The 25,104-nt window shown below is 72.7% G+C and carries 14 protein-coding genes; 6 read left to right on the top strand and 8 right to left on the bottom strand.

The genetic code is table 11. From position 1 onward, the window contains the following. Position 1: 1 nt before the first annotated feature. Positions 2-6,925: a type I polyketide synthase gene (locus LE181_RS22065; RefSeq protein ID WP_225663249.1), complete on the bottom strand. Its 6,924-nt coding sequence runs from the start codon at positions 6,923-6,925 to the stop codon at positions 2-4. Positions 6,926-7,239: 314 nt separating this feature from the next. Here LE181_RS22065 and LE181_RS22060 point away from each other — a divergent pair, with 314 nt between their 5' ends. Continuing rightward, positions 7,240-8,094 (top strand): serine hydrolase domain-containing protein, encoded by an 855-nt coding sequence (locus tag LE181_RS22060; protein ID WP_225663248.1) that lies wholly within the window; start codon positions 7,240-7,242, stop codon positions 8,092-8,094. 37 nt (positions 8,095-8,131) lie between these two features. On the opposite strand, the gene LE181_RS22055 is transcribed toward LE181_RS22060, so the two are convergent. Next, positions 8,132-8,905, bottom strand: coding sequence for an SDR family oxidoreductase (locus tag LE181_RS22055; protein WP_225663247.1), 774 nt, complete (start codon positions 8,903-8,905; stop codon positions 8,132-8,134). 106 nt (positions 8,906-9,011) lie between these two features. On the opposite strand from LE181_RS22055, the gene LE181_RS22050 reads away from it, so the two are divergent. Continuing rightward, a complete protein-coding gene (locus tag LE181_RS22050; RefSeq protein WP_225663246.1) occupies positions 9,012-9,926 on the top strand; it encodes a sigma-70 family RNA polymerase sigma factor in 915 nt (304 codons plus the stop codon). Between the two features lie 100 nt (positions 9,927-10,026). Here LE181_RS22050 and LE181_RS22045 read toward each other — a convergent pair whose 3' ends face one another. Genes LE181_RS22045 through LE181_RS22025 form a run of 5 tightly spaced genes read right to left on the bottom strand, consistent with a single transcriptional unit; the run spans position 10,027 to position 16,144 of the window. Continuing rightward, on the bottom strand, positions 10,027-10,926 hold the full coding sequence (locus LE181_RS22045; RefSeq protein WP_225663245.1) for a class I SAM-dependent methyltransferase: 900 nt from the start codon (positions 10,924-10,926) through the stop codon (positions 10,027-10,029). A 21-nt stretch (positions 10,927-10,947) separates the two neighbouring features. Further along, the gene (locus LE181_RS22040; RefSeq protein ID WP_225663244.1) at positions 10,948-12,474 is read right to left on the bottom strand and encodes an FAD-binding oxidoreductase; all 1,527 of its coding nucleotides are present in this window, start codon (positions 12,472-12,474) and stop codon (positions 10,948-10,950) included. 15 nt (positions 12,475-12,489) lie between these two features. Continuing rightward, a complete protein-coding gene (locus LE181_RS22035; protein ID WP_225663243.1) occupies positions 12,490-13,662 on the bottom strand; it encodes a Rieske 2Fe-2S domain-containing protein in 1,173 nt (390 codons plus the stop codon). Next, positions 13,659-15,083 carry a cytochrome P450 gene (locus tag LE181_RS22030; RefSeq protein WP_225663242.1) on the bottom strand — a complete coding sequence of 475 codons (1,425 nt, stop codon included), beginning with the start codon at positions 15,081-15,083 and terminating at the stop codon, positions 13,659-13,661. The genes LE181_RS22035 and LE181_RS22030 overlap by 4 nt, the downstream gene beginning before the upstream one ends. Further along, positions 15,080-16,144, bottom strand: coding sequence for an NAD-dependent epimerase/dehydratase family protein (locus LE181_RS22025; protein WP_225663241.1), 1,065 nt, complete (start codon positions 16,142-16,144; stop codon positions 15,080-15,082). The genes LE181_RS22030 and LE181_RS22025 overlap by 4 nt, the downstream gene beginning before the upstream one ends. A 327-nt stretch (positions 16,145-16,471) precedes the next feature. Here LE181_RS22025 and LE181_RS22020 point away from each other — a divergent pair, with 327 nt between their 5' ends. The 3 genes from LE181_RS22020 to LE181_RS22010 are packed head-to-tail and all read left to right on the top strand — an operon-like array spanning position 16,472 to position 21,276. Beyond that, the gene (locus LE181_RS22020; RefSeq protein ID WP_225663240.1) at positions 16,472-18,619 is read left to right on the top strand and encodes a squalene/oxidosqualene cyclase; all 2,148 of its coding nucleotides are present in this window, start codon (positions 16,472-16,474) and stop codon (positions 18,617-18,619) included. Continuing rightward, entirely contained in the window at positions 18,616-19,983 is a 1,368-nt protein-coding gene (locus LE181_RS22015; RefSeq protein ID WP_225663239.1) for a cytochrome P450, read from the top strand. The genes LE181_RS22020 and LE181_RS22015 overlap by 4 nt, the downstream gene beginning before the upstream one ends. A gap of 6 nt (positions 19,984-19,989) precedes the next feature. Then, a complete protein-coding gene (locus tag LE181_RS22010; protein ID WP_225663238.1) occupies positions 19,990-21,276 on the top strand; it encodes an FAD-dependent oxidoreductase in 1,287 nt (428 codons plus the stop codon). A 35-nt stretch (positions 21,277-21,311) separates the two neighbouring features. Here the strand turns inward: LE181_RS22010 and LE181_RS22005 are convergent, their stop codons facing one another. Further along, positions 21,312-22,379, bottom strand: a complete 1,068-nt coding sequence (locus LE181_RS22005; RefSeq protein ID WP_225663237.1) for a phosphatidylethanolamine N-methyltransferase family domain-containing protein — start codon at positions 22,377-22,379, stop codon at positions 21,312-21,314. A 368-nt stretch (positions 22,380-22,747) separates the two neighbouring features. Between LE181_RS22005 and LE181_RS22000 the strand changes: the two genes are divergently transcribed. Continuing rightward, on the top strand, positions 22,748-24,994 hold the full coding sequence (locus tag LE181_RS22000) for an MMPL family transporter (protein ID WP_225663236.1): 2,247 nt from the start codon (positions 22,748-22,750) through the stop codon (positions 24,992-24,994). Positions 24,995-25,104 lie beyond the last annotated feature (110 nt).

The following is a 25,104-nucleotide window of genomic DNA, read 5'->3' as shown; positions in this document are numbered from 1 at the left end:
GTCACCACCCCGGAGCGGCGTAGACGACCTCGCACGTGCCGTCGTCGCCCCAGGTCAGCTCGCGCAGCAGGGCGAGCGTCCCCTCCCTGGGGTCGATGAGGCCGATGCCGCGCCGGGCGTACTCCCGGGCGAGTTCGGGGCCGACCATCCCGCCGTGCGTGCCGTCCGGGGCCCACGGCCCCCAGTGGACGGTCACCGTCCGCGTGCCCGTGGAGCGGTGCCATGCCCTGCCCTGTGCGGCGAGGGCGTCGTTGGCGGCGGCGTAGTCCGCCTGGCCCCGGTTGCCGTACACGGCCGCGACGGAGCCGAACAGCACGGTGAAGCGGGGTGGTGCGGGGAGCCGGCGCAGCGCGGCGAAGAGAGTGCGGGCGCTCTCCGCCTTCGTGTCGTGGACGCGGGTGAAGGACGCCGGGTCCTTGCCGGCGATGAGTCTGTCCTCGATGACGCCGGCGGCGTGCACCAACCCGTCGATGCGTCCGTAGCGGGCGTGGGTCTCCTTGACCGCCTGTTCGACGGCCTGCGCGTCCCGCAGGTCGACGGAACGGTATCCGCCCTCGCCGCCAGCCGCGCGGATCGCGGCGAGGGTCGCCTCGATCTCGCGGCGGGCCAGGACGAGACCAGCTTGGCGGTCGATCTCCGCTGGACGGAGCCCGCCGCTCCCGGCGAGTGCCGCCCGCAACGCCGCGCGCCCGGTGACGCCCGCGATCCCGGGCGGCTCGGGGTTGTCGGCCGTGCGCGTACGGCCGAGCAGTTCGACCCGGCAGCGGGCGGCCGCCGCGAAGGCGACGGCGACGCGCGCCGCGATGCCGCGCGCCCCGCCCGCGAACAGCAGCACAGACTCCGGGCCGAGCCCGAGGGCCGCGGCCGCCCGCTCCGCCGTGGACTCGTCGTCCGTGAGCAGCGGGCCCAGCGGGGCCTCCTGCGGCTCGGTGCCGAACCGTCGGCCGTCCTCGGTGCGGACGACGACGGATTCCCGGCCCGGCGAGAGGAGTTCCGCGACGATCGCGGCCGCCGTACCGTCGGTGTCGTGCCCGTGCCCGTGCCCGCCGGGAAGGGACACCAGGCGGGCGACCGTGTCCGGGTACTCCCGGGCGACGGTGCGGAGGAAACCGCCCAGCCCGTCGACCCGGTCGCCGTCCTCGGTCCACCGTACGCACAGCAGGCGGCGCGGTCCGCGTCCGAGCAGGTCCTTCAGGAGGGGGAAGGCGGCCGGCAACACGGGCCCGGCGTGCTCCCCGGCGGGCCCGGCCAGCAGGATCACCCCGTCCAGCGGCCCGGCCGGGTCTCCGGACGTGCCGTCGGAGCGGGTGGCGTGCGCCCCGTGCTCCCGGAGCCGGGCGAGGAGGGCGCGGGCGGTACGGTCGCTGCCGCCGAGCACGAGGACGTGCGTGTCCCGCAGGGCCGGGGAGCCCTCGGGTGGCGGAGCGTCGTCCAGGGCCACGCTCCGCAGGATGTACCGCCGGGGCGCGACGCCGGTCGGCTCTGTGGCTGCGGTGTCCTCCGGCTCCGGTGCCGGGCGCGACGTGAGGTCCTCCGCCTCTGCCGGACCGCCCGTGTGGGCGTCCATCCACTCCACGATCGATGCCGCGGTCCGTGCCCGGGTCAGGGCCTCCAGCTCCTCGTCGTCCGGGATCCGTGCCCCCGCACCTCCCAGCCGCTTCACCAGTTCGCCCGCGATCTCCGTCCGCTTGATCGAGTCCACGCTCAGGTCGGCCTCAAGGTCGAGCCGGGGGTCGAGCATCTCCACGGGGTAGCCGGTCCGTTCACTGATGACCGACAGCACCGTACGCAACAGGTCGGGCTCGTCGGCTTCCGCGGGACGGGCCGTCACCACCGTCTCAGCCGCCGCTGTCGCTGCCGTTCCGGTGGCCGTTTCCGCCACCGGAACGGGGGCCTGCGGCGGGATGGCCGCCGTCCCGCCGAAGTACGTCAGCAGGACGTCCCGCTGTGCCGCGACCAGCTCACGGCTGCCGCGCAGGAAGTCCTGGAGGAGGACCGCCCGGTCCACCCGTCCCGTCCCGTTCGCGCCGTCACCACCCGTGGGCGGTGTCAGCGGTGCGATCCGCCGGGCCGGCCGCATGCCTCCGGGGAGCAGCCCGCCGTCCGCGGTGCGGACCAGGTGCCCGTCCACGATCCAGCCAGGGCGCTCCGGCGTCCGTCCGGGCTCGGCCACCACCGCGTCCCGGCCCGCGAACAGCGCTTCCGCGTCGACGTGGACGCCCGCCGAGACCGCCAGCCGGGCCAGCGTCTCCAGGTGGCCGCGCAGCCCGGCGTCGGGGTGCGGCTCGAAGGGGACGGCCAAGTGCGGCCGGTCGCCGAGAATGGCGCGCACCAGACCGGTGAGTACGGTGCCGGGACCCGCTTCGACGAAGATCCGCGCTCCGGCCGCGTACATCGCCTCGATCTGCTCGACGAAGCGCACCGGCGCCGTGATCTGCCCGGCGAGGCGGGCCCGCAGCTCCGCGGGGTCCGCCGGGTAGCGGGTCGCCGTCAGCCCGGACCACACCGGGAGCTCCGGTGCCCCTAGGGGGCGGGAGGCGAGCACCTCGGCGAAGGTCTCCGCCGCGCCGGCCATCATCGGGCTGTGGAAGGCGCACGCCACGTCGAGCGGCTGCACGCCGAATCCGGCGTCCTGCAGTGCCGCCACGCCCTGGCGCACCGCCGGGCCCGGCCCCGCGACCGTCGTCTGGGACGGGGAGTTGTGGCCCGCGACCACCACGTGGCCGGCGAGCCCGGTCCCGGCCAGTACGGCTTCCACCGCGGCCGCCCCCGCTGTGACGGCGGCCATGGCGCCCGGCTCGTCCCCGGCCGCGCTCAGCATCGCCTCGGCACGCAGCTCGCTCAGCTCCGGCAGGTCCGCGGCGGGGAACGCGTCGGCCACGCACAGCGCCACGAGTTCCCCGTAGGAGTGACCGGCCACCATGTCGGGGCGGACTCCGAGTTTCGACAGCACCTCGTGGGCGGCCAGACAGGCGGCGCCCAGGGCGGGCTGGGCCCGTCGGGTGTCGGCGAGCCGGGCACGCTGCGCGTCCCGGCCGGCCGTATCGAACGCGGCCGGCGGGAACATCGTGGCGGCCGGGGCCCGGCGCAGGTGTTCGTGCGTCTCCGGGAAGGCGGTGAACAGGTCCGCCAGCATGCCGGGCCGCTGGCTGCCCTGGCCCGGGAAGAGGAAGGCCAGCTTGCCGGACCCGCGATCGGCGGCTGCCGTGTGGTCGTTCCGCTCGGCCTCGGCCGTTGGGGCGTTCCGCTCGGCCCCGGCCGCGAAGATACCCGGCGCCGCGCGGCCTGCCAGCGCGGCCCGGAGCAGGCCGGGCAGTTCGGCGAGGTCGGTGGCGACCACGGCCGCGGTGACCGGCCCGGCGGCCGGGTCCGCGGCCCGGCGCGCCGCTGTGCGTGCCAGGTCGCGGAGCCGCCACGGCCGCCAGCGGGCCGTGCCCGTCCCGTCCGCGGCGGCTGTTCCGGCGACCGCACGGTCCGCGTCCGTGTCCGTCTTCGCATCCGTGTCCGTATCCGTCTCCGCCAGTCGCAGCAGCTCCTCGATCGCCGCCGTGCCGCGGAACAGGAACAGCTCGGCGGGCCAGGCGTCGGCGGCCTGACGTGGCGGCGCTTCGTCGTCGCACCCTCGCAGCACCGCATGGAAGTTGGTGCCGCCGAAGCCGAAGGCGCTCACTCCGCCCACCCGGTCCCCGGACGGCGTGGCCCAGGGCAGGGCCCGTTGGTGGAAGACGAACGGGCTGCTCTCCGGCCGCCACGCCGGATTGGGCCGCCGGACGTGCAGCGTCGGCGGGCGCACCCCGGTGTACAGCGCCAGGGCCGTCTTGATCAGTCCGGCGAGACCGGCCGCGCACTTGGTGTGGCCGATCTGCGACTTCACCGAACCGATCACACACCCGCCCGGCTCGGCCCCCGACTCCTGGAACACCTCGGTGAGCACGTCGAGTTCGGTACGGTCGCCGACCACCGTGCCGGTGCCGTGCGCCTCGACCAGGCCGACCCGGGCCGGTGGGATCCGGGCCTGGGCGTAGGCACGCTCCAGCGCCGTGCGCTGGCCCTCCGGCCGCGGCGCGGTCAGGCCGCGGGAGCGTCCGTCGCTGGAGGAACCGACGCCCTTGACGACGGCGTAGACCCGGTCGCCGTCGCGCTGCGCGTCGGCCAGTCGTTTGAGCACCACGCAGGCGACGCCCTCGCCCAGGGCGATGCCGTCCGCCCCGGCGTCGAAGGTCTTGCAGCGGCCGGTGGGAGACAGTGCGTGCACCGACGAGAAGAGGACGTAGTCGTTGATGCCGTTGTGCAGGTCGGCGCCGCCGCACAGGACGAGGTCCGCCGCGCCCGTCGTCAGCTCCTTGCAGGCGACGTCGAGGGCGGCGAGCGAGGAGGCACAGGCGGCGTCCACGGTGTAGTTGGCCCCGCCGAGGTCCAGGCGGTTGGCGATCCGGCCGGAGATGACGTTGGCGAGCATCCCGGGGAAGGAGTCCTCGGTGAGGGCGGGCAGCTGCTCCGCCAGGTCCTCCGGGAGCCGTCCGCCCAGGTAGGACGGCAGGACGGTGCGCAGGGCGGTCGCGTTGGACATGTCGCTGCCCGCCTCGGCCCCGAAGATCACGGCGGTGCGTGCGCGCGGGACGTCACGCTGCTCGTAGCCCGCGTCGGCGAGGGCGCGCCGGGCCGCTTCCAGGGCGAGCAGCTGCACGGGGTCGACGGAGGCGAGCGAGGACGGTGGAATGCCGAAGCGCAGGGGGTCGAAGGGGATGCCCGGCAGGAAGCCGCCCCATCGGGACGCCGAGGTGTCGTGCGCGGGTGCTTCCGGTCCGTGGTGGAGGGCCGGATCCCAGCGTCCCTCGGGCACTTCGGTCACCGCGTCCGTGCCGGCGAGTACCTGGGCCCAGAAGTCGGGCAGGTCGGGGGCTCCGGGGAACATGCCGGCCATGCCGATGATCGCGACGTCGAGCGGTGGCGGGGCGGGGGCCTGTGTCGGGGTCGTGCGGGACGTCGCCCCGGACGGCGCGTCGCCGGTCAGTTCCGCGGCGCGCCGCTCGTAGAAGGCGGCCGCCCGGTCCGTCACGGCACGGTGCAGTTCGGCGACGGTCGTGGTGGCGTCGCGGAGCACCGCGACCTCCCCGGCCATGAACATGCCCTCGTCGAGCTGCCGTTCCCCTTCCACCCGGCGGAGCTCGTCGTCCACGCGCTCGACGCCCTTGGCGGCGATGCGCAGCCGTCCCAGGTTGAGCCGTTCCAGCCGCTCCCAGGCATCTCGTCCGTGGACGCCTTGCCGGCGCAGGTCCTCCTGGCGCCTGCGGTAGGTGTCGGTGAACGGGCTCGGTACGCAGCGGGTGACGTGGCCCGGCGCGGTGTCCAGCAGGACGGTGCTCTCCGCGGTGAGCACCCTCTGCTGGAAGCCCGGCTGGACGGCGCCGCTCTCCACCGCCTCGCGGGTGAAGAGGTACGCGGTGCCCATCAGGACGCCGACGGCGGCACCGCGTCGGGTGAGCCCGGTGGACAGGGCCGCGACCATGGCCGCCGAGCGTTCGTCGTGGATCCCGCCGGCGAACAGCACCTCGATCTGCGGTGGCTCGTCCCGCTCCCGCCGGTGGTGGTCGTCCAGGAACCGTTCCAGGACGTCCAGCTGGGCCTCCCAGAGCGGGAAGGAGTTGCTGGGACCGACGTGGCCGCCGCACTCGGCGCCCTCGAAGACGAAGCGCCGGGCTCCCGCGTCCAGGAACTGCCCGAGCAGCCCGGGCGTCGGGACCTGCAGGAAGGTACGGACTCCGTGGGCTTCCAGCGCGGCGGCCTGCGCGGGGCGGCCACCGGCGAGGACGGCGTGGGTGGGGCGGAGTTCGCGTACGGCGTCGAGCTGGGCGCGGCGCACGTCCTCCGGCGCGAAGCCGAGGATGCCGACGCCCCAGGGCCGCCCGCCGAGCGCGGCCCTGGTCTCTTCCAGGAGGGATCTGGTCCGCTCGGGTCCGGACAGGGCCAGCGCGAGGAACGGGAGTCCGCCGGCCTCCGCGACGGCCGCGGCGAAGCGCGCCTGGTCACTGACCCGCGTCATCGGGCCCTGCGCGATGGGGAGTTCGGTGCCGAACGAGCGGCTCATGGCGGATCGGGGGCGCAGCGCCTCGGGCCCGCCGGGGGCCCGGAGCGCCCGGTCGATTCCCTCGCGCACGGACCGTACGGCGGCGCCCACCGTGCGGTGGTCGCGGGCGAAACGGCGGGCGAGGAAGGCGTCCTGGCCGAGGGGGACGGGGCGGTCCCGCAGTGCGGCGGGAAGGCCCGGTCGGTCGCGGTCCACCAGGCGCCGCCCGTCGGCGAGGACCGTGCCCGTGCCGTCCGTCGTGCGCAGCAGGCGGGCGAGCGCTGGCGGAGTGGCCGCTTCGTCCAGCAGCGCGAGCTGCACGTCGAGTACGACGCCGGCGGCGCCCGCGAGCACGGCCGCCGCGGCGGTGTTCGGCCCGATGCCGCCGCACGCCCAGACGGGGACGCCCACGTCCGGGTCGGCGAGCAGCTGTTGCAGCAGCACGAAGGTGGACAGTTCGCCGGCCGGTCCCCCGCACTCGCTGCCGCGCGCGACGACACCGGCCGCCCCCGCCCGTACCGCGGCACGGGCCTCGGCCCGGGAGCGGGCCTCCGCCAGGACGGTGACGCCCCGGCCCCAGTCCTCGGGCCGGCCTGCGCCGGGGGCGAGCAGGACGGTGTGCGGCCCGGGGGCATGCCGGTCGTGGAGTTCGTCCGGACGGAGTGCGCAGTCCTCGGCAATGCGCACGCCGAACTCGCCGCCGGTCCAACGGCGGGCGAGGGCGAGGGCTTCGCGGGCGTGCCGGCCCCCGCCACCGAGGTCGAGGACGCCGAGCCCACCGGCTCTGCGGACGGCCGCGACGAGTCGCGGGTCGGCCTCTCCGAAAGGACTGACACCGATGACGGTTGTCTGCACCACGAAGTCGGCTCCCCACCAGGGACTCTGGAATCTGGACCATGCCGGAGGAGCCGAATGCAAGGACGCCCGCTCCCGCCCCCGCAGTTGCTTGCGCCTCGGCAGCAAACGTTCCGGATCAACCTTTCACGCCGCAACCAGCGGGACAAGTCCGGTCACACGGCGCACAGTTGCACGTACGGGATTCCTGTCAGCGCCCGCGCATCATATTCCGCTTGACAACAGACCTCAATACCTCTTCCTCGGACGGGCCGTTCGCTCGTTCCTACGGGGGCTCCGCCCCCTCGGACCTGACCCGTCCGTCAGTATGGGCTGCCATGGACTCCTCTGCGCCTTCGTGCGTCCTCGGCAGCGACGGCCTCTGCGCGCCCCACACCGGCCGTGGCCACGACCCTGATGCCTTCGTCGAGATCGGCTCCCTGACGAAGGTGCTGACCGGAACGCTGCTGATGCGGCTGGCGGCGCAGGGCGTCGTCTCCGTCGACGACCCCGTGGAGCGACGGCTCGCGACACCGGCGGGCACGGGCATCACCCTGCGGCAGCTCCAGGAGCACACCTCGGGCCTGCCCCGCCTGCCGCCCCTGCTGCCGGGCGCGAAGCGCTCGGATCCGTACCGTCCGTTCACCGACCAGGCACTGCAGGACCTGCTGGCCGCCGGGTTGGGCACCCTCGCGGTCACTCCTCCAGGGGAGAGGGAGGAGTACTCCAACCTCGGATACGCGGTGCTCGGGGCGGCGCTGGCGACCGCGGCGGGTGCCCCGTACATGGACCTGCTGGCGGAGCACGTACTGCGCCCGCTGGGCATACGGAGCGAGGTCACTCATCGGCCGCCGCAGGACCGCAGTCTGATCCCGACCGGGATCTTCGGCCGCCGGCTCCGGCCGTGGACGATGACCGGTGCGATCCTCCCCGCGGGCGGCCTGTGGGCGACCCCGCGGGCGGCGGCGCGCATCCTCACCGGCCTGGTGGTGGAACGTGTCCTCGGCGAACCGGCCCCGGCATGGCGGCGGGCGGGCGAACTCGTCTGGCACAACGGCGCCACACGCAACGCCTCGGTCTTCGCCGGCGCCTTCCCCGACGGCCGCTGGATCCTCGTCCACCGCCTCGGCGGCACGGCGGACGCGACGGACCGCATGGCCATCGACCACTTGCGGGGCCAACGGTGCGGGTAGGAAGGTCGCGGCCTGGGGCCGAGCGCCGGTCCGGCCGTCAGGCGGCCACCCGCTCGGCGAGGAAGTCCTCCCAGGTGCGCTGCCCGACCGAGGCGCCCTCCAACGTCAGGTTCTCGCCCGCGCGATAGACGCGACCAACCTTTCCCGGCACCCGGACGGGCAGCATCATCCTGTGCTTGCCGCGCGCCTGCAGATAGCAGCGGCTCAGGTCGCCCAGGCCGTACACCGTGGGCCCGGTGAGGTCGGGCACCAGGCCCGCCGGCCGGCCGAGGGCCAGTTCCACGAGGCGGGCGGCGACGTCGCGCGCATCCACCGGCTGCCAGCGGAGACCGCCCGGGGCGGGCACCACCGGCAGCTTCGCCATCTTCTCCACGACCGTCAGGGCCAGGTCGTGGAACTGGGCGGCCCGCAGCGTCGTCCACGGAATTCCGGATTCCGATATGGCCTGCTCCGCGCCCAGCTTGGCCCTGAAGTAGCCCAGCGGCAGCTTGTCCGCCCCGATGACCGAGATGTACACCAGGTGCTGCACACCGGCACGCTGTGCGGCCCGCACCAGGTGCCGGGTGGCCTCGTCGTCGCCCTTCGGGCCGCCTGCGAGGTGAAGGACGGTCTTCACGCCCTCCAGCGCGGCGTCGAGGCCCTCGCCCTTGAGCAGGTCGGCGGAGACGTGCTCGATGCCGTCCCCCGACTCGCCGCCACGCCGGCTGAGCACCCGGACGGTACAACCGGCCTCGCGCAGAAGCGGTACGACGACGCGGCCGAGCGTGCCCGTGCCACCGGTGACCAGAACGGGGGCGGTCTTCGCGGTCATCTCCGGCATCTCCATCATCTCCCACGTGCTCGCCCGGGAGATGATCTCCCAGGTCTGTATCTCTGCCTCTGCCTCTATGACCCGCCGCGAAGAAGGAATGTGACAGGTGGACGAAAAAACTTCCCCCGCCTCTGTGAGCACGGTGACCGGGCTCTTCGAGGAACACCGGCCCCGCCTGAGGGCCGTGGCCTACCGCATGCTCGGCTCGCTCAGCGAAGCCGACGACGCCGTCCAGGAGACCTGGCTGCGACTGGACCGCACCGACGCCGCCGAGATCGACAACCTCGGCGGCTGGCTGACCACGGTGGTCGGGCGCGTCTGCCTGAACCTGCTGCGGTCGAGGGAGCAGCGGCGCGAGGACCCCCTGGAGATACGGATCCCCGACCCGGTCATCAGCCGCGAGGACGGTGCCGCCGACGCCGACCCGGAGCAGAAGGCACTGCTCGTCGACTCGGTCGGGCTGGCCCTGCTGGTCGTTCTGCAGTCCCTCGCTCCGGCCGAACGGCTCGCGTTCGTCCTTCACGACATGTTCCACGTCCCCTTCGACGACATCGCCCCGCTCGTCGAGAAGACCCCGGCCGCGACGCGGCAGCTCGCCAGCCGCGCCCGTCGACGCGTACAAGGCCGGGCCCCGGCGCCCGACCCCGACATCGCACGCCAGCGCGTCGCCGTCGACGCGTTCTTCGCCGCCGCGCGCGACGGCGACTTCGAGGCCCTCGTCTCCGTCCTCGACCCCGACGTCGTCCTGCGCTCCGACGGCGGCGTCGCCCGCGCCGGCCTCACGGTCGCCGTCCGGGGCGCGACGACGGTGGCCGCGCAGGCGACCTCCTGGGGCAAGCTGTCCCCGTTCGCCCGCCCGGCGCTCATCAACGGCGCCGCCGGAGTCGTGGTCGTCCCGCAGAAGCAGCCGGTGTCCGTCATGGCCTTCACCGTCGTGGACGGAAGGATCGTCGCCATCGAGGTCCTTGCGGACCCCGAGCGTCTGAGGCGGCTGGACTTGTCGGTCCTGAAGATCGCCTGACGGCCCAGGGGGCCGTCCCCGCTGTCCGGCGGGGACGGTTCCCTCCGGTCGGCGGGTCGTCGCGGTGACGGTGCCGACGCGCGCTCCGCGCGCCATCGCATCACGCGGAGGGCGCTCCCGGTTTGCGGGCCTCCCAGAACTCGATGAGGAAGGCTCCCTCCCGGGCCGCCCGCGTCAGTGCGCGGGCGCCTTGGACCATGAACTTCCTGACCGGCGAGTCGTCGAGCTGTTCGCCGAGAGCGGCCAGCTCGTCCAGGTAGTCCCAAGTGGACGCGAGGTCTCCCGTCGCCTCGGCGTCGCCCACGACGATGCCGGTGAAGCCGGCGCGCCGCAGCTGTGCGGCGAGTCCGCCCGGCGTGGCCAGGTGCGGCAGGGCGTAGTAGCGGCAGACCGGCTCGACGAGGCGGCGGACTTCTCCGGTGGTCAGTCCGTCGCCGGCGAGCCACTCGTAGCCGATCGAGAGCCCGCCGGGCTTGAGGACCCGGGCGACCTCGGCGTGGGCGCGGTCCTTGTCGGCCGTGTGGCAGATGGCCTCGAAGGCGTAGACGACGTCGAACGAGGCGTCCTCGAAGGGCATGTCCATGGCGTCGCCCTCGACGAACGTGGTCCGCTCCTGCAGTCCGAGGTCACGGGCTCGCGTGCGGGCGCGCTCGACACGCCCCGGGGTGAGGTCCAGGCCCGTCACATGGGCACCGGAGAGGCCGGCGATGTTGAGGGCCGGACCGCCCACCCCGCTGCCCACGTCGAGGACCTTCATGCCGGGGCGCAGGCCCGCACGGTCGGCGAGGAACTTCTGGCGCGCGGCGAGGGCGTCGACGTGCGAGTCGCCGGGCTTCAGGGGGGCGAAGTGGTGGGACGCGCCCCAGCCCTCCAGGTACAGGTCCGTGACCAGGTCGTAGTAGGACGTCACGAGGTCGCGGTAGTGACCGCTGCGGGCGGAGTCGCCTGCCGCGGCCAGTTGGCGGTAGCGCTCCAGCGCCGCCTCGGTGGTTTCGGTCATCGTCGTGGCCCTTCCGGTGGGTCAGTTGCGGCTGACCTTGTCGTAGATGTCGAGAAAGGAGCCTTCCGCCCCGTACTTCTCGCGGGCGGCGAGGTAGGGCCGGCCGTCGAACATGGTCCAGAACTCCTCATGTGTCATGTGCGAGGCGACGTAGGGGACCTGGAAGCCGCCGTTGTCCAGCAGCCAGGTCTCGAATTCCCTGGTGGCCTGCCGGGCGTCCCAGGGCCGGCCGAGCCGGACCGGTTCCGGCGTCTCGAAGACGACGGCGATGTCGACGTAGAGTCCGTCCGGGGTACCGGGGCTCACCAGGCCCTCCGGCTCGGTGCGGCGCAGAGTCACCGGGCACAGCCACATACGGTCCACGTGGAACGCCTCGCGGCACTTCTCGATCGCCTCGGGCAGCGCGCGCACGGGTACGAGGGCTTCCTGCGTCGCCGTGTTCTGCAGGTACATCCGGCGGATCCCGGGCGTCTCGGTGCGCTTGAGGAACGCGGCCTTGGGCGGCATGAGCCAGCCCAGGGTGTACCGGAAGAGTGGATGGTTACCGCTCGGGACGAGCATCTCGGCCGCCCAGTAGATGCTGCGGCTGTGCCGGAAGTAGAAGTCCCGCAGCGGTACGTACTCGGCGTTGCGCGGCAGCCGGCATCGGGCCCGGGCGTGCTCGTAGAACCAGGGTTTGTACCACCGTCCCATCCGGTTGACCGTGCCGTCGCCGGCGCGGGGGCGGTCGGCGAGGGTGCCGGTGACCACGACGCTTTCCGTCGGTGAGAAGTGGAAGCCCTCCACGAAGTCGGGCGGGTGGGGGCCGGAGGAGTACGACGCGATGCACTCGGTGAGCGCGGCCGCGCTGTCGAGCCGGTGGTAGGTGAGGCGGACCCACGGGGCGGACGGAACCATCCGCAGCCGCACGGAGGTCAGCAGCCCCAGGGTGCCGCGGCTCCAGGGCAGGGCGTGGAAGAGGTCCGCGCGGCGGGTGCGGTCGGCCACCACCACCTCACCACCGGCCAGGAGGACCTCGCAGGATGCGACGGTGTCCGCGAACAGGCCGTGGCGGTGGGAGGACGTCTCGATGCCGTAGCCCATGATGAGGCCGCCGACGGTGAGGTCCTCCATCTCCGGCACGACCGGCAGGGTCCAGCCGCGCGGCAGCGCGGACGTCAGGCGCCCCATGGTGACCGCCGGGCCGACCGTCACGGTGCCGCGCCCGGTATCCACGTGGAGGATGTCGTCCAGGTGCGCCGGCACCAGGAACGCCCCGTCCTTGTAGGACTCCTCGCGGGAGTGCGCCATCGAGCGCCACTGCGGGCGGGCGGTGCAGATCAGCCCTTCCCCGCCCTGTCGTTCGCGCTGCCGCACGCGGGCCTGCATCCGGGCCACCCGCCGCCGGTGGCGCCGCAGGGCACCTCGCCGCGGACGGAGCAGCCGGGAGGAGGACAGCGCCTCGGCCAGTGCGTACGCCTTGGACAGCGGCAGCAGGACCGGGACCACGTACAGCCAGCGGTGCTCGGCCAGCCACCGGGCGGAGCGGGGAACGGGCGTCCGGCTCATGGGCGCGCTTCCCTGTCAGCGGCCGCGGGGGGAGGGGACGACGCGTCCGTCGGCAGTGACGATGCCTGAGGAACCGGGGCGGGATCGGTCGCGCTCAAGGAATTCCTCCCACTTGCGGATGGTGAGGTCCTGGAAGAGGCCGACAGCCGGGTTGAGTTCGACGATCGGGGCGGCGTAATGGGTCTCGTAGCCGAGCTGTTCCGCCTCCACGGCATCGCCGTCCTCGCACAGCAGCGGTTTGACGACGAGCGCGCCGGCCAGGCGCATGAAGTGCGGGAGCAGGCTGCGGGGCAGTGTCCGCCGGGTGCCGGGGATCTTCACCGCGTCGAAGTAGAAGACGAAGAACACCCTGCTGGTGCGCCGGTCCATCGGCAGCACGAAGCACCAGTGCTTGATCGACCCCCCTGTGTCGGAGCGCTGGTAGGGGTAGTCGAAGGCGAGCTCGATGGAGGTGGTGTCCACGCGGCGCCGGTCCACGAATCGGGACGTGAGGCGGCCGCCGCCCACGAAGGTCTCGTACGACAGCTCCACCCGGTCCCCGATCAGCGCGTGGCGGGTGAGTCTGGCGTCCCAGAAGGGGCGGAAGCGGCGGTGCAGATAACTGTGGGTGAAGTCGCTGACGTTGTCGATGATCATCGAGTGGTGGGCCTGCCAGGTGTACGAGGCGTCCAGCCGGGCCCACGGCCTGCTCCCCGACAGCTCCGGGATGGCCGGGATCGTCCGCACGGGGGCCAGGGCCGGGTCACCCGGGAAGATCCAGACCAGGCCGTGCCGGGTGGTGACCGGATATCCGGGCACCTTGACCTCGGGCCGGGCGCGGCCGAACAGGTCGTGGGCGTAGTGCACCACGTTGCCGTCGCCGTCGTAGGTCCAGCCGTGGTAAGTGCAGGTCAGATGACAGCCGTTGACCTCACCGCCGGAGAGTTTCAGCTGCCGGTGCGCGCAGCGGTCCTCCAGGGCGTGCAGGCTGCCGTCCGTGCCGCGGTAGACCACGATGGGGTGACCCCAGAAGCGGGTGGCCAAGGTCTTGCCGCGGGGCAGTTCGCTTTCGTAGGCGACGGCGTACCAGTAGTCGGGATCCATGCCGGCCGCCCGCACCTTGGCCCGCTTGCTGCGTGCCTCGGCGAACGCCGGGGGCCGGTGCGGGTCCGGCCGGGCGGGCCGGGCGGGCCGGCGGTCGCCGGTCACGACGCCCCCGCGGAACGCTTGCGGTGGCGGACGGTGCAGGGGGCGGTGGGGGCGGGGACGAAGGTCGAGTAGTCCGGCGCGTAGGCGGAGCGGGCGGGCCGCAGGTCCACCGCGCGCAGCAGGACGCTCCACACCGTCTTGACCTGGAGGTAGGCGAAGGCGAGTCCGATGCAGCGGTGTTTGCCACCGCCGAAGCCGATGAGGCCGTAGGGGCGGTGGTGCTCGGTGCGCCCTGCGCCGTAGCGGGAGGGGTCGAAGCGATCGGGGTCGCGGAACACCTCGGGCATGCGGTGCGCCACCGCGGGGGAGACCATGACGAGGGACCCGGCCGGCACCCGGTGGCCGCGGATCGTGGTGTCGCGCAGCGCTTTGCGCATCAGCAGGATCAGCGGCGGGTGCAGCCGCTCGGCCTCGCGCACGCAGTTACCCAGGAGTTCCATGCGGTGCAGGATCCGGGTGCCGAGCCGGCTGCCGGTTTCCCACAGCTCGTCCTGCTCGGCGCGCAGCCGCGGCACGTACTCGGGGTGGCGCATGAGCAGCACGCCGGTCCAGGTGGCGAGTACCGCGCTCGTGTGCTGGCCGGCGAAGATCATGCCGATCAGGATGCCGGTGACGATGTGGTCGGGCAGGGGCTGCCCGTCCGGGGTGCGGGCCGCGAGCAGCACGGCGAGCATGTCCTGTTCGCGGGCGGCGTCGGAAGGGTGGCCGGGGAGGCCGGCGGGCCCGCCCCCTGGACGCCGCCCGCGGCGTTCCGCGATGACTTCGCCGATGGCGTCGGCGATGGCTGCGCGGGCCCGGTCGCGGCGCCGGAAGGCGGGGATCGGTGCCTTGGGGCTGAGCATGCCCGCGAGCCGGATGCCGCTTTCCAGTTCGTGGTAGAGGCGGGGCAGTTCCGGGCCCATGCGGCGGTGGAACTCCTCGCCGATGAGACAGCGGGTGGCGATGGCCACGGTCATCCGGTTCAGCTCGGCGAGCAGGTCGATCTCGCCTTCCGCCGGCCAGCGCGCCACCTGGGCGCGTACCTCGGCCTCCATGACACGGGCGTAGGCGTCGAGATTCCGGGAGCCGAGGACGGGTCGGATGGGGGCGATCTGCGCGTCCATCTCCTCCGGGGTGGCGTCGTAGCCGATGCCGCGCCCGAAGACCGGTGCCATGAAGCGGTATGCCTCGCGCGGGCTGAGGACCGTCTCGTCCGCTTCGAACACCTCGGCATGTGCCTCGGGTCCGCAGACGAAGACGATTTCCTGACCCAGAAGGGGAAAGGCGAAGGTATTGCCCACCTGTTCGCGCGCGGTGCGCAGCAGGGCGACCGGGTCGCGGTGGAAGGCGGGCAGCGGCCCAAGCCACGGCAGGTGGCGGGCCGGCAGGCGGGGCGCGGGCAGGGTCCCCCGGCCGGCCGCCGCGGAGGTTCCGGTCGTCATCGCGGCACCGCCCCGGCGCCCCGCGCGCGCCGCCCGGCGGGGCGGGGCGCGGGCTTCGCCGCCCCGCGCCGTTCCAGCAGCCCGCGGTCGGCGAAGCAGCGGTACGCCTGCTCGACGGCGGTGGTGATGTCCGTGGGGCGGTAGCCCAGGACCTCGCGGCTGAGGGAGCAGTCCGCCCGCCGCTCGGAGCGCAGGAAGCGAACGGCCGCGGGGGTGAAGCGCGCCTCCCTGTGCGGCGTCAGCACCGACCGTGGCCCCTCGGCGAGCCGGGCCAGCACCCCCATGGCCGGTGCGGGGATCCGCAGGCGTGGCTTGGGGCGGCCGGTGGCCCGCGCGTAGAGGTTCATCATCTGGTCGACCGTGCGGAACTCGGTGGACAGCAAGTACTTGTGCCCCGACAGGCCGCGTTCCATGGCCAGCAGGTGGCCCTGTACGAGGTCCTGGACGGAGACGAACTCGAAGCCGCCGGGGATGTAGGCGAGCAGCCGTCCGTGCGCGAAGTCGAGCAGCACGCGTCCCATCCTGGACGGGACGTAGTCGTGCGGGCCGATGATGGCCGTCGAGACCGCGACCACCACGTCGAGGCCCTGGGCCGCGGCCTTGCAGCACTCGTGCTCCACCAGCACCTTGCTGCGCGTGTACGGGGTGTGGGCCCCGAAGGGGTAGTGCGGGTCGCGCTCCGTGCTGGCCCGCCCCGGGGTCGGGCCCGTGGCGCTGAACGACCCGGTCACCACGACCCTGCGCACGCCGTGCCGGCGCGCGGCTTCGAGCACGTTGCGCGTGCCCAGCACATTGACCGCGTGGATGTCGCGGTGCCCGCGCGCAGCCGTCGACACGCGCGCCGCGCAGTGGTACACGCCCTCACAGCCTTCGACGGCGGCCGCGACCGCCGCCGGATCCCGCACGTCGCCGACCGTCCGGCGGACGGGGAGTCCGGCCAGCGCCTCGACGGCCGTGCGGGCGGCCGGTCCGGAGGGCCGTACCAGTGCCCGGACCTCATGACCGTCGGCCAGCAAGCGGCGCACAAGGTTCGCCCCCAGATGCCCACTTGCGCCTGTCACGAGAATCACGGCCCCCCTCCCCCGTTTTTCAGTACGTATGAAGATGACGGCTTCCCCTGTATGCGGGATACACGGAAGGATTCCCCCGCCACCGGGTGAAATTCTCGCGCCAGGGGTCGCATGGGCACTTGGATACGGCGCACAGATACGCCCGCGCCCTTCAATACGATGAGCCGGATCGTATGAAGATGAGGATTTCTCTTTTATAGGGAACCGTAGTCCTCATTCGATGGTGCAGCTTATCGATCAGGAGCCGAAGGAAGAATCCTCCGTACGGAAGCCATCGACCCTTCCCGCGACCGGCATATCGAAAGAGGATGACGGCTCATGGCGACGCCCGACACCGCCACCGGCGACTCCGCGGCCGGCACGCCGGTGCCCGGTGCGCGCCGCGCGTACGACGCCGCCTGCGCGCGCCTGCTCGGCCTCCAGCACGAAAACGGTGCGTGGGAGGGCGAGATGGAGTGGAGCACCATGATCCTCTCCCAGTACGTCATCGTCCTGCACATCCTGGAACGTCCCCCGGACGAGCCGACGCGACAGGCCATCCTCCGGTGTTACCGGACGACCCGTTCGGATGAGGGAAGTTGGGGCATGCACCCGCAGGCGCCGCCGTCGGCGTACGCCACGACGCTGGCCTACGTGGCCCTGCGCCTGCTCGGCACCGAATCCGACGACCCCCTCGCCGCCGACGCCAGGAAGTGGATCCACGCACAGCCGGGCGGTGTCCACGCCGTTCCGCAATGGGGGTTCTTCTGGCTCGCATTGCTGGGCCTGGTGCCCTACCGGCAGGTGGCGCCGGTTCCCCCCGAGATGATGCTCCTCCCCCAGTGGGCTCCCCTGCACCCCGGACGACTGCTGGGCTGGACCCGGATGCTCTACCAGGCCATGGCCTACCTGTACGGCGCGAGGTTCTGCGCGGACCCGGGCCCTGTCGGCCGCGACCTGCGCCGTGAGCTGTTTCCCGGACCGGGCCCGGAAGCCGGTGCCGGTGCCGGTGTCCCACCCGGCCGCAGCACGGACGTCTACGTCGCCTGCGGTCGCGCGCTGCGCGTGCTGCAGTGCTGCCTGCGCGGATGGGAGCGGGTGCACAGCCGCCGCCTGCGCCGTGTCGCGCTGGAGCGCTGTCACCGCGCCGTCGTCGACGAGCAGCACGCCTCGCCGCACCACGGTCTGTCCTCGGTGAACGCCCTGGTGGAATGCCTGGTGCTGTTCGCCCGGAACCGGCATCACCCCTTGCTGGAGGACGCCGTCGCCCGCCTGCGCTACTGGTGCTGGGAGGACGGCGACCGCGGCCTGCGCGTCTGCGGGGACCGCTCCATCGTGTGGGACACCTCTTTCGCCGTGGAAGCCCTCCTGTCGGGAGGCTCGGGAGGCTCGGGAGGCTCGGGAGGCTCGGGAGGCTCGGGAGGCGCTGCTCGCGAGGACCGGGAAGCGGTCCACGAAGCGGACCACCGGCTGGGCCCGGCGCTCCACCGGGCGCACACCTTCCTGCGCGGGGCGCAGATCACCGCGTACACCGGCCGTGTGCCGCCCCTGCGCACCGTCCGCCATGGCTGGGCGTTCTCCGACGGCCACAGCCGCTGGCCCGTGAGCGACTGCACGGCCGAGGCAGTGGGCGCCCTGTTGGGGGCGCAGCGTGCGACCGGCCTCGGCGCCCACCGGGTTCCGGCGACCGCCCACCTCGACCGGCAGGCCCTGCTCGGCGCGATGAAGGTCATGCTGGACCGGCAGAACCCCGACGGCGGGTTCGGCACCCTCGACCGCCGGCGCGTCGGCCACTGGATGGAGGCACTGAACCCGACGGAGATGTTCGCCGGGTGCATGACCGACACGTCGTCGGTCGAATGCACCGGCTCCGTCCTCACGGCCCTGGGCCGCATGCGGCCCCTGCTGGACCCGGCCGCGCGCCGCCGTGCCGGAAAGGCGACCGCACGAGGCGTCGCGTACATCCGCGCGTCCCAGAATCATGACGGGTCCTTCAGCGGAACGTGGGGCATCAACTACACCTACGCCGCCTTCCACGCCGCCCGCGGGCTGCGCGCCGCGGGGGTCCCGGCCGACGACCCGGCGCTCGCCGCGCTTGCCGGCTGGCTGCGGAAGACCCAGCTCAAGGACGGCTCCTGGGGCGAGGACTGGCGAAGCTGCCTCGAACGCCGTCACCTCGCGCTGGACAGAGGTCTGCCCGAGATGACCGCCTGGGCGGTCCTGGCCGGACTCGACACGCTCGGGCCGCGGCACCCCGTCGTCGAGAACGGCGTCCGCTGGCTGTGCACCCATCAGCAGGAGGACGGCTCCTGGGCCGGTGGCCACGTCAACGGTGTCTTCTTCACCACGATGATGCTCGTCTACCGCCTGTACCCGGTGTACTTCCCGGCCATGGCCGTGGGCTGCTACCTGCGGGCCGTCGCCCCGTTCGTTCCCTCCACCCCCGCGACCCGGATCGCGCCCGAAGGACCCGAAGGTGCACCATGACCACCGAAGCACAGGCCACTTCCCCGCCCGAAGGACGGGAACTCCCCGAGGTCGAAGGAGGGTTGCCGCTGATCGGGCACACTGTTCCCTTCGTCCGCGACCCCGTGGGTTTTCTGTTGCGTGCGCACAGCAGGCAGGGCGAGGCCGTCGCCTTCTCGCTGCCGGGCCGGCGGGTGGCGTCGTTCTGCGGGCCACAGGCCAACGCCGCGGTCCTGGGCCTGGACGACTCCGAAGCGGACCGCCGCCCCGTCTACGAACCACTCGTGACTCCCCTGTTGGGCCCGGGGGTGGTCTTCAACATCCCCGATGACGTCAAGACATGGCATGACACCCTGCTGCTGCCCCACCTCCGACGGGATGCCCTGGCCCGGTACGTCCCGGTCATGTTCGATCAGGTCGAGCGGCACATCGCCCCGTGGGGGGCCTGCGGCACGTTCGAGCTCATGACGACGATGCACTACCTGACCATGCGCATCACCGCCCACTGCCTGATCGGACCACGGTTCGGCCGGACGATGGGACCGGTCTTGCCCCAGCTGATGAACCGGCTGGAGACCGCCTTCTTCATGTCCTTCGTGATCGGCTCCCGTGCTCTTCTGCCCCACCACCGCCGAGCCGGCCGCGCACGGGAGAGCCTCACCCGCGCCATCAAGGAGATCGCTCCCCACGACTGTCCCGAGGGCGACGAGCGCAGCCATTTCGTGGAGCTCATGCGTGCGGTGGGGCCGGACGGCCGTTCCCTGGACGAGGACACCGCGGCCGCCCTCATGCTCGGCTGGCTGTTCGCCTCGGCGTCCACCCCGGTCCACGCCGCCTGGACGGGAGTCCTCCTGCTCCAGCACCCCCAGTGGCTTCCCGTTCTGCGCGCGGAGCAGGAAGCGGCGTTCACGGACTACCCGCCGACCACTCTTTCACCACTCCACGAACTCGACCGCCTGGGCCACTGCCTCCTGGAGTCCGAACGCCTGCACCCGCCAGTCTGGCTGCTCGCCCGCACGGCCGCACGAGACCTGTGCGTCCAGGGCTACCGGGTACCGCGCGGTCACATGATGTGCGTCTCGCCGGGAGCGTCGCATCGCCTGCCGGGCGTGTTCCGCGACCCCGGGAGGTTCGATCCAGACCGCTACCTTCCGGATCGCGGGGAACACCGCACCACTCCCCCCGTCTTGATCGGTTTCAGCGGAGGACGGCACCCCTGCCTGGGCTCGGCCTTCGCCCAGCAAACGATCAAGGTCATCTGGAGCGTCCTCCTGCGCGCCTTCGACCTCGAACTCGCCGACCCCCAGGTTCGCGAGGCCCGCTCCACCCTGAGGCACCCGCCCCGGCAACCGTGCACGGTGCGCTACCGCCGCAGGAAACGATGACCACCGATGGACACGCCGTGCGACGTCGCCGTCATCGGTGCGGGCCCGGCCGGCTGCGCCGCTGCACTCGCCCATGCCCGCGCCGGCCACCGCGTGCTGCTCCTGGAGGCCGCGCGCCGGCCACCCACCCGGCTGGCCGGGGAGTGGCTCCACCCCGACGGAGTCGCCGTGCTGCGCAGGCTCGGGGTCGGCATGCCGCCGCGCCTCGCCCTCCCGGCCCTGGGCTTCGTCCTGCACCCGGAGGACGGCAGCCCGCCGATCACACTGGCCTGCCCGCGCGGCGAGCGGGCCGCCACCGTACGCCACTGCGAGCTCGTCGACGCTCTCCGGGCCGTCGCGGCGGACCACCCGGCCATCACCCTCACTCTCGGGGCGCGCGTCACCTCCGTCCGGCACGCCACGGTCACCTACACCCGGGAGGGCGGACCCGAACGGCACGTACCCGTGGGGCGCGTCATCGGTGGCGACGGACAGTCCTCCGTGGTGCGGCGCGCGATCCACTCCGCCGGCCCGGCGACGACCGTCTCCCGCACGGCCGGTGTGCTGCTGCGCGGCCTCGCCCTCCCCGCGGAGGGATACGGTCACGTCTTCGCGGGCGGCCCCGGCCCCGTACTGGCCTACCGGCTCGACGACGACACAGTCCGGGTGACCATCGACGTACCCTTGTCACCCTTGCGCTCCATGGACCTGCCGTCCTACGTACAGCGCGACTACTCACGCTTTCTCCCCGCCACCCTGGCCGGGCCCCTGTGCACGGCCCTGGAGCAGAGGACGGTGCAGTGGGCGGCCAACCGGGTCCGGCCGCGCACCTTCCACGGCCGGGGGCCCTACGCCCTGGTCGGTGACGCGGTCGGCACCTGTCACCCGCTCACCGCCTCCGGGCTGACCATCGGCCTGCGCGACGCCGAATGTCTCGCCCGCAGCGAGGACGTCGCCGCTCACGGCCGGCGCCGACGGGCCGCCGTGCGGGCACACGAACACCTCGCCGCCGCCATGCACCGCATCTTCTGCGACCCGGGCCGGGCCACCGGGGACCTGCGCCGCAGCATGTACGCCGTCCTGCGCGCCAGTGGGACCGAACGCGAACGGATGATGCGGCTGCTGTGCGCGGAAGAACTCGGCCCCCTCTCCCTGACGGGTGCCGTCCTGCACGTCGCCGGTCACGCACTGCGCGAACACCTGGTGACAGGCCGGTGCCGCACGACATGGCGCACGTCCCTGCGCGCGTGCGGGGACTACCTCGGCTGGCTGCGCTGGATGAGCCGCCCTCCGGGACACGGCTGGGGCAGGTGAACGAGGGTGCTCAGTAACCTCAGCAGACGCACATCTCAGTAGACGAACGGGAACATCCGGAACCGGGCGCGGCGGCAGTACTCCTCCCAGAGCCGGCCGTACTTGACGCGGCAGCGGCGGTCGTCGCGGTGCGCCCGATGCACGAACATGAGCAACAGGAAGGCCGGGAGCAGGTACGGCAGGACGGAACCCGTGCCGCAGAGCAGCGTCCAGCTGAGGTACACCAGCAGTTCGCCGGTGTAGTTCAGCTTCCTGCCGATGCCCCAGAACCCCGACACCAGGAGTTTGCCGCCCAGCGTCTCGGCCGGGCGGCCCCAGATGGTGGTCGCTCCCCCGGTTTTGAAGCGGTGCTTCTGGTCGTTCGCTCCACGGAAGAGCCAGAAGCCGAAGACGAACAGCGCGCAGCACACCGCTCCCAGCCAGAGTGGGAGGGGGGTGTGGACGTGGATCAGCGTGCGTCCGCAGATGCCGTAGAAGAACGGCACGAGAACGTAGTCCCCCCACACCAGCATCCACCCGAATCTCTCGGCGATGAGGTCCCACGTGTACACCATGCCGCCCTCGAACTGAAAATAGTTGGCCAGATAGAGGAAGCAGAAGAGCTGGTAGAGCAGCATCCGGCCGCTCACCGAGCCCTGGGCCGTGTATTGGGCGGCCGCGGCCGACATGTTGAAGACGAAGAGCCCGATGAGAGAGGGACGGTAGGAGAAGAACTTCAGGTCCACCCCCGCCCATACGGGGTTCGGCTGCACTCCGTAGAAGTAGTCGGCCAGGCCGCGCCGCCATCCGGGCCCCCGGGAGGCGGCCGGCGTCCGGCGCCTGCCGGCGCGGAACAGCAGCCAGGCCAGTGTGAACGCGAACACGTTGGCCACCAGGAGCAGTTCCCCCCAGTGCCGGTCGGGCCAGGCGAGGACCCGCGGCGCCCGGAGCCAGCAGCCCGCCACGGCGCTCGCGGTCAGCGCGAACAGCCACGCACCGTTGAGGCGGTAGGCCCGCGGAGTGCCCGTATCGTCCGTCACCGCTGCCTGCACCGAACGCCCGGGAATCCAGCGCGAACCCGCGAAAAGCACCAGAACGAAGGCCATCAGGGCGAGCGCAGCCATGGATGAGAATCCTTCTGTGGATGTGCCACGGACTACCCCGCCTCTGCGTGAGGGAAACGCCGGCGGAGGCCGTTCCGTCTAAAGCGGTACGTACCGGCTCCCTGCTGTCGAACAGCGGAGCGCTCTTCGGCCGCGATGCGCAAGGAGTCGGCCCGGCTCTGCGAGGCAGAGGCTGCTTGCGACTCGACCCTCGAATTTCCGGGTAGCCCTTGAGTGCGGTAATCCCGAATGAATCCGGTGATTCCCTGGGCCAGTTACCTCGGGGAACACGCGGCTCGCCCGTCCGTCGGCACACCGGAAATTCCCCGTTTCCCCATGCGGCCTTGCGGCATGACCGAGTGGCCGGCCGAGCGCAGGGAGGTGCGTCCGTGCACCGTCGGCACAGCGTTCACGGCAAGACGAGCGTTCACAACGAGTCGGCGACCCGGGGCGGCCTTCGTCTCCTCGCAGCCGTCGTTCGGTGGCGGCCCTGGCACACCGTCCGCCTGACACTGGCCGCCTGCGCTGTCGCCACCGTGGCCATGGGCCTGTTCGGCACAGGCGGCCTGGACCGGCTCAGCATCACCGGGGCGGCCCCGTCCCCATCCGCCGCCATCCGGGACGGCGCCACGCTCGGGGAACGCTACGGCTTCTCCGCCCCCGACCTCGTGCTGCTGCTGCGCGCCACGTCGGACGTCCGCACGCCGGAGGTCGCGGCGGTGGGCCGCGCGGTGGAGGGGCAGGTCCGGCGGACGCCGGGGGTTGGACCCGTCTCCTCGTACTGGAGCGCGAACGATCCCGCCCTGCTCTCCCGGGACGCGCGCTCGGCACTGGTCACCGCCGATCTGACCGGTGACGAGTCGCGCAGGGCGAAGACCGCCCAACGACTGGTCGCCGCCCTCGGTGAACACCGCGGGCCGGTGACGGTCATGCCCACGGGAACGGCGTGGACTCATGCCGAATCCCTGGAGGACAACCGTGCCGACCTGCTCAGGGCGGAGCTGATCTCCGCGCCGGCCTGTGCGCTCATTCTCCTCTTCGTCTTCCGTTCCCTGGTCGCGGCGCTGCTGCCGGTCGTCAGTGCGCTGATCGCCACGGCGGGCACCCTGGCCTTCCTTCGGCTGCTGACCTCCTTCACGGAGGTCTCGGTGTACGCCTCGAACGTCGCCACCGCTCTGGGGCTCGGCCTGGCGGTGGACTACGGCATCCTGGTGGTCTCGCGCTTCCGCGAGGAATCCGCGGGCGGCGCATCCCTGCGGGAGGCCATCGGACGCAGCGTCCGCACCGCGGGTCATACGATCGTCGTCTCGGCGAGCATCGTGCTGGCGTCCCTTTCCGCCCTGCTGCTCTTTCCCTTCGTGTTCCTGCGCTCGGCCGCCTGGGCCGCCATCGCCGTGGTGGTGTTCTCGGCAGCGTCTTCCGTCATCGTGATCCCGGCTCTGCTGGCGCTTTTCGGACGGCACATCGACCGGTTCGACCTGTTCGCCCGCCTCCGCGGGCGCGGCGCCGCCGGCCCGGGGGGAAGCCCCGGCTGGCGCCGGGTGGCCCTGGCCGTCACCCGGCGGCCTGTCGTGGCAACACTCGCCGCCGCCTGCGCGCTGGCCGCGTTGTCGCTGCCCGCATGGCATGTCGTCCTCGGCCCGAACAGCGTGGACGGTCTTCCCCAGCACAGCAGGACCCGTACCGCCTCAGTGGCGATCCGTCAGGACTTCGCCTCGGCCCCGGAACGCGACCTGACCGTCGGACTCCCGAAGGGGACGTCGCGTGAGGACGTCGAAGGCTACGCCCGTACCGTGTCGGCGCTGCCGCAGACTGCCGGCGTCCGCGCCCTCACCGGCCGGTACCGCGGCGGCACGAGGACCGAGGCGCCGGGCCCCTGGGACGCGCACCTGGATGCACCGGGCGGCCCGGTGCTGGTCGTCACGTCACGTCGTGCCCCCGTCACGGAGGAATCGGCGGGCCTGGTGAGGCGGCTGCGTGCGCTTCCCGCCCACGGTCGTGTCCTCGTCGCCGGGGAGGCGGCGGAGGCGGTGGACGCCTCGTCCGCCATCCGGCGGACCCTGCCCTGGTCCAGCGGGCTCATCGCGGCCGGGACGTTCGTGCTCATGGCGCTCTTCACCCGCAGTCTGCTGGTGCCGCTCAAGGCCGTGGTGGTGGCGGTGGCAAGCCTGACGGCGACGCTGGGCTGCCTGGTGTACGTGTTCCAGGACGGGCACCTGCGGGGTGTCGTCGGTGACTTCCACGCCCCCGGATACCTCTTCGACACGACGACCGTCTTCCTCCTGGCGACCGCCTACGCGCTGTCGGTGGACTACGAGGTCTTCATCGTCGCCCGCATCAAAGAGGAGTACCTCGCGTCAGGTGACAACACCGCGGCCGTGGTCGCGGGGATGCAGAAGACGGGCCGCCTGGTCACGGCGGCGTCCCTCGTCTTCGCGACCGCCATGGCCGGACCCGCGACCTCCCAGGTCACCCCGCTCAAACTGACCGGCGCGGGGCTGGCCCTGGCCGTCCTGCTGGACGCCGTGGTGGTGCGGGGCGCTCTGGTTCCCGCCCTGATGACCCTGGCGGGCAGGGCCAACTGGTGGCTGCCGGGGGGACGGGGGCAGCGCTGCCGGATCCGCCGCGGGGCATGAGGTCGTCGTCGGACGCCCGGTTCGGCTGGCTTCCCCGGCAACCGTGTGGCGCAAAGCGCTCCTTGACGCCGTCCCGGGGCTGATAAATCGTTTGTCCGCTGGCGCGCCGC

Origin of the sequence: Streptomyces sichuanensis (genome assembly GCF_020328095.1) — a bacterium.
GTDB classification, from domain to species: Bacteria; Actinomycetota; Actinomycetes; order Streptomycetales; family Streptomycetaceae; genus Streptomyces; species Streptomyces cinnamoneus.
Note: the sequence above shows the minus strand (reverse complement) of the source record. Positions and strands in the feature narration are given on the sequence as shown.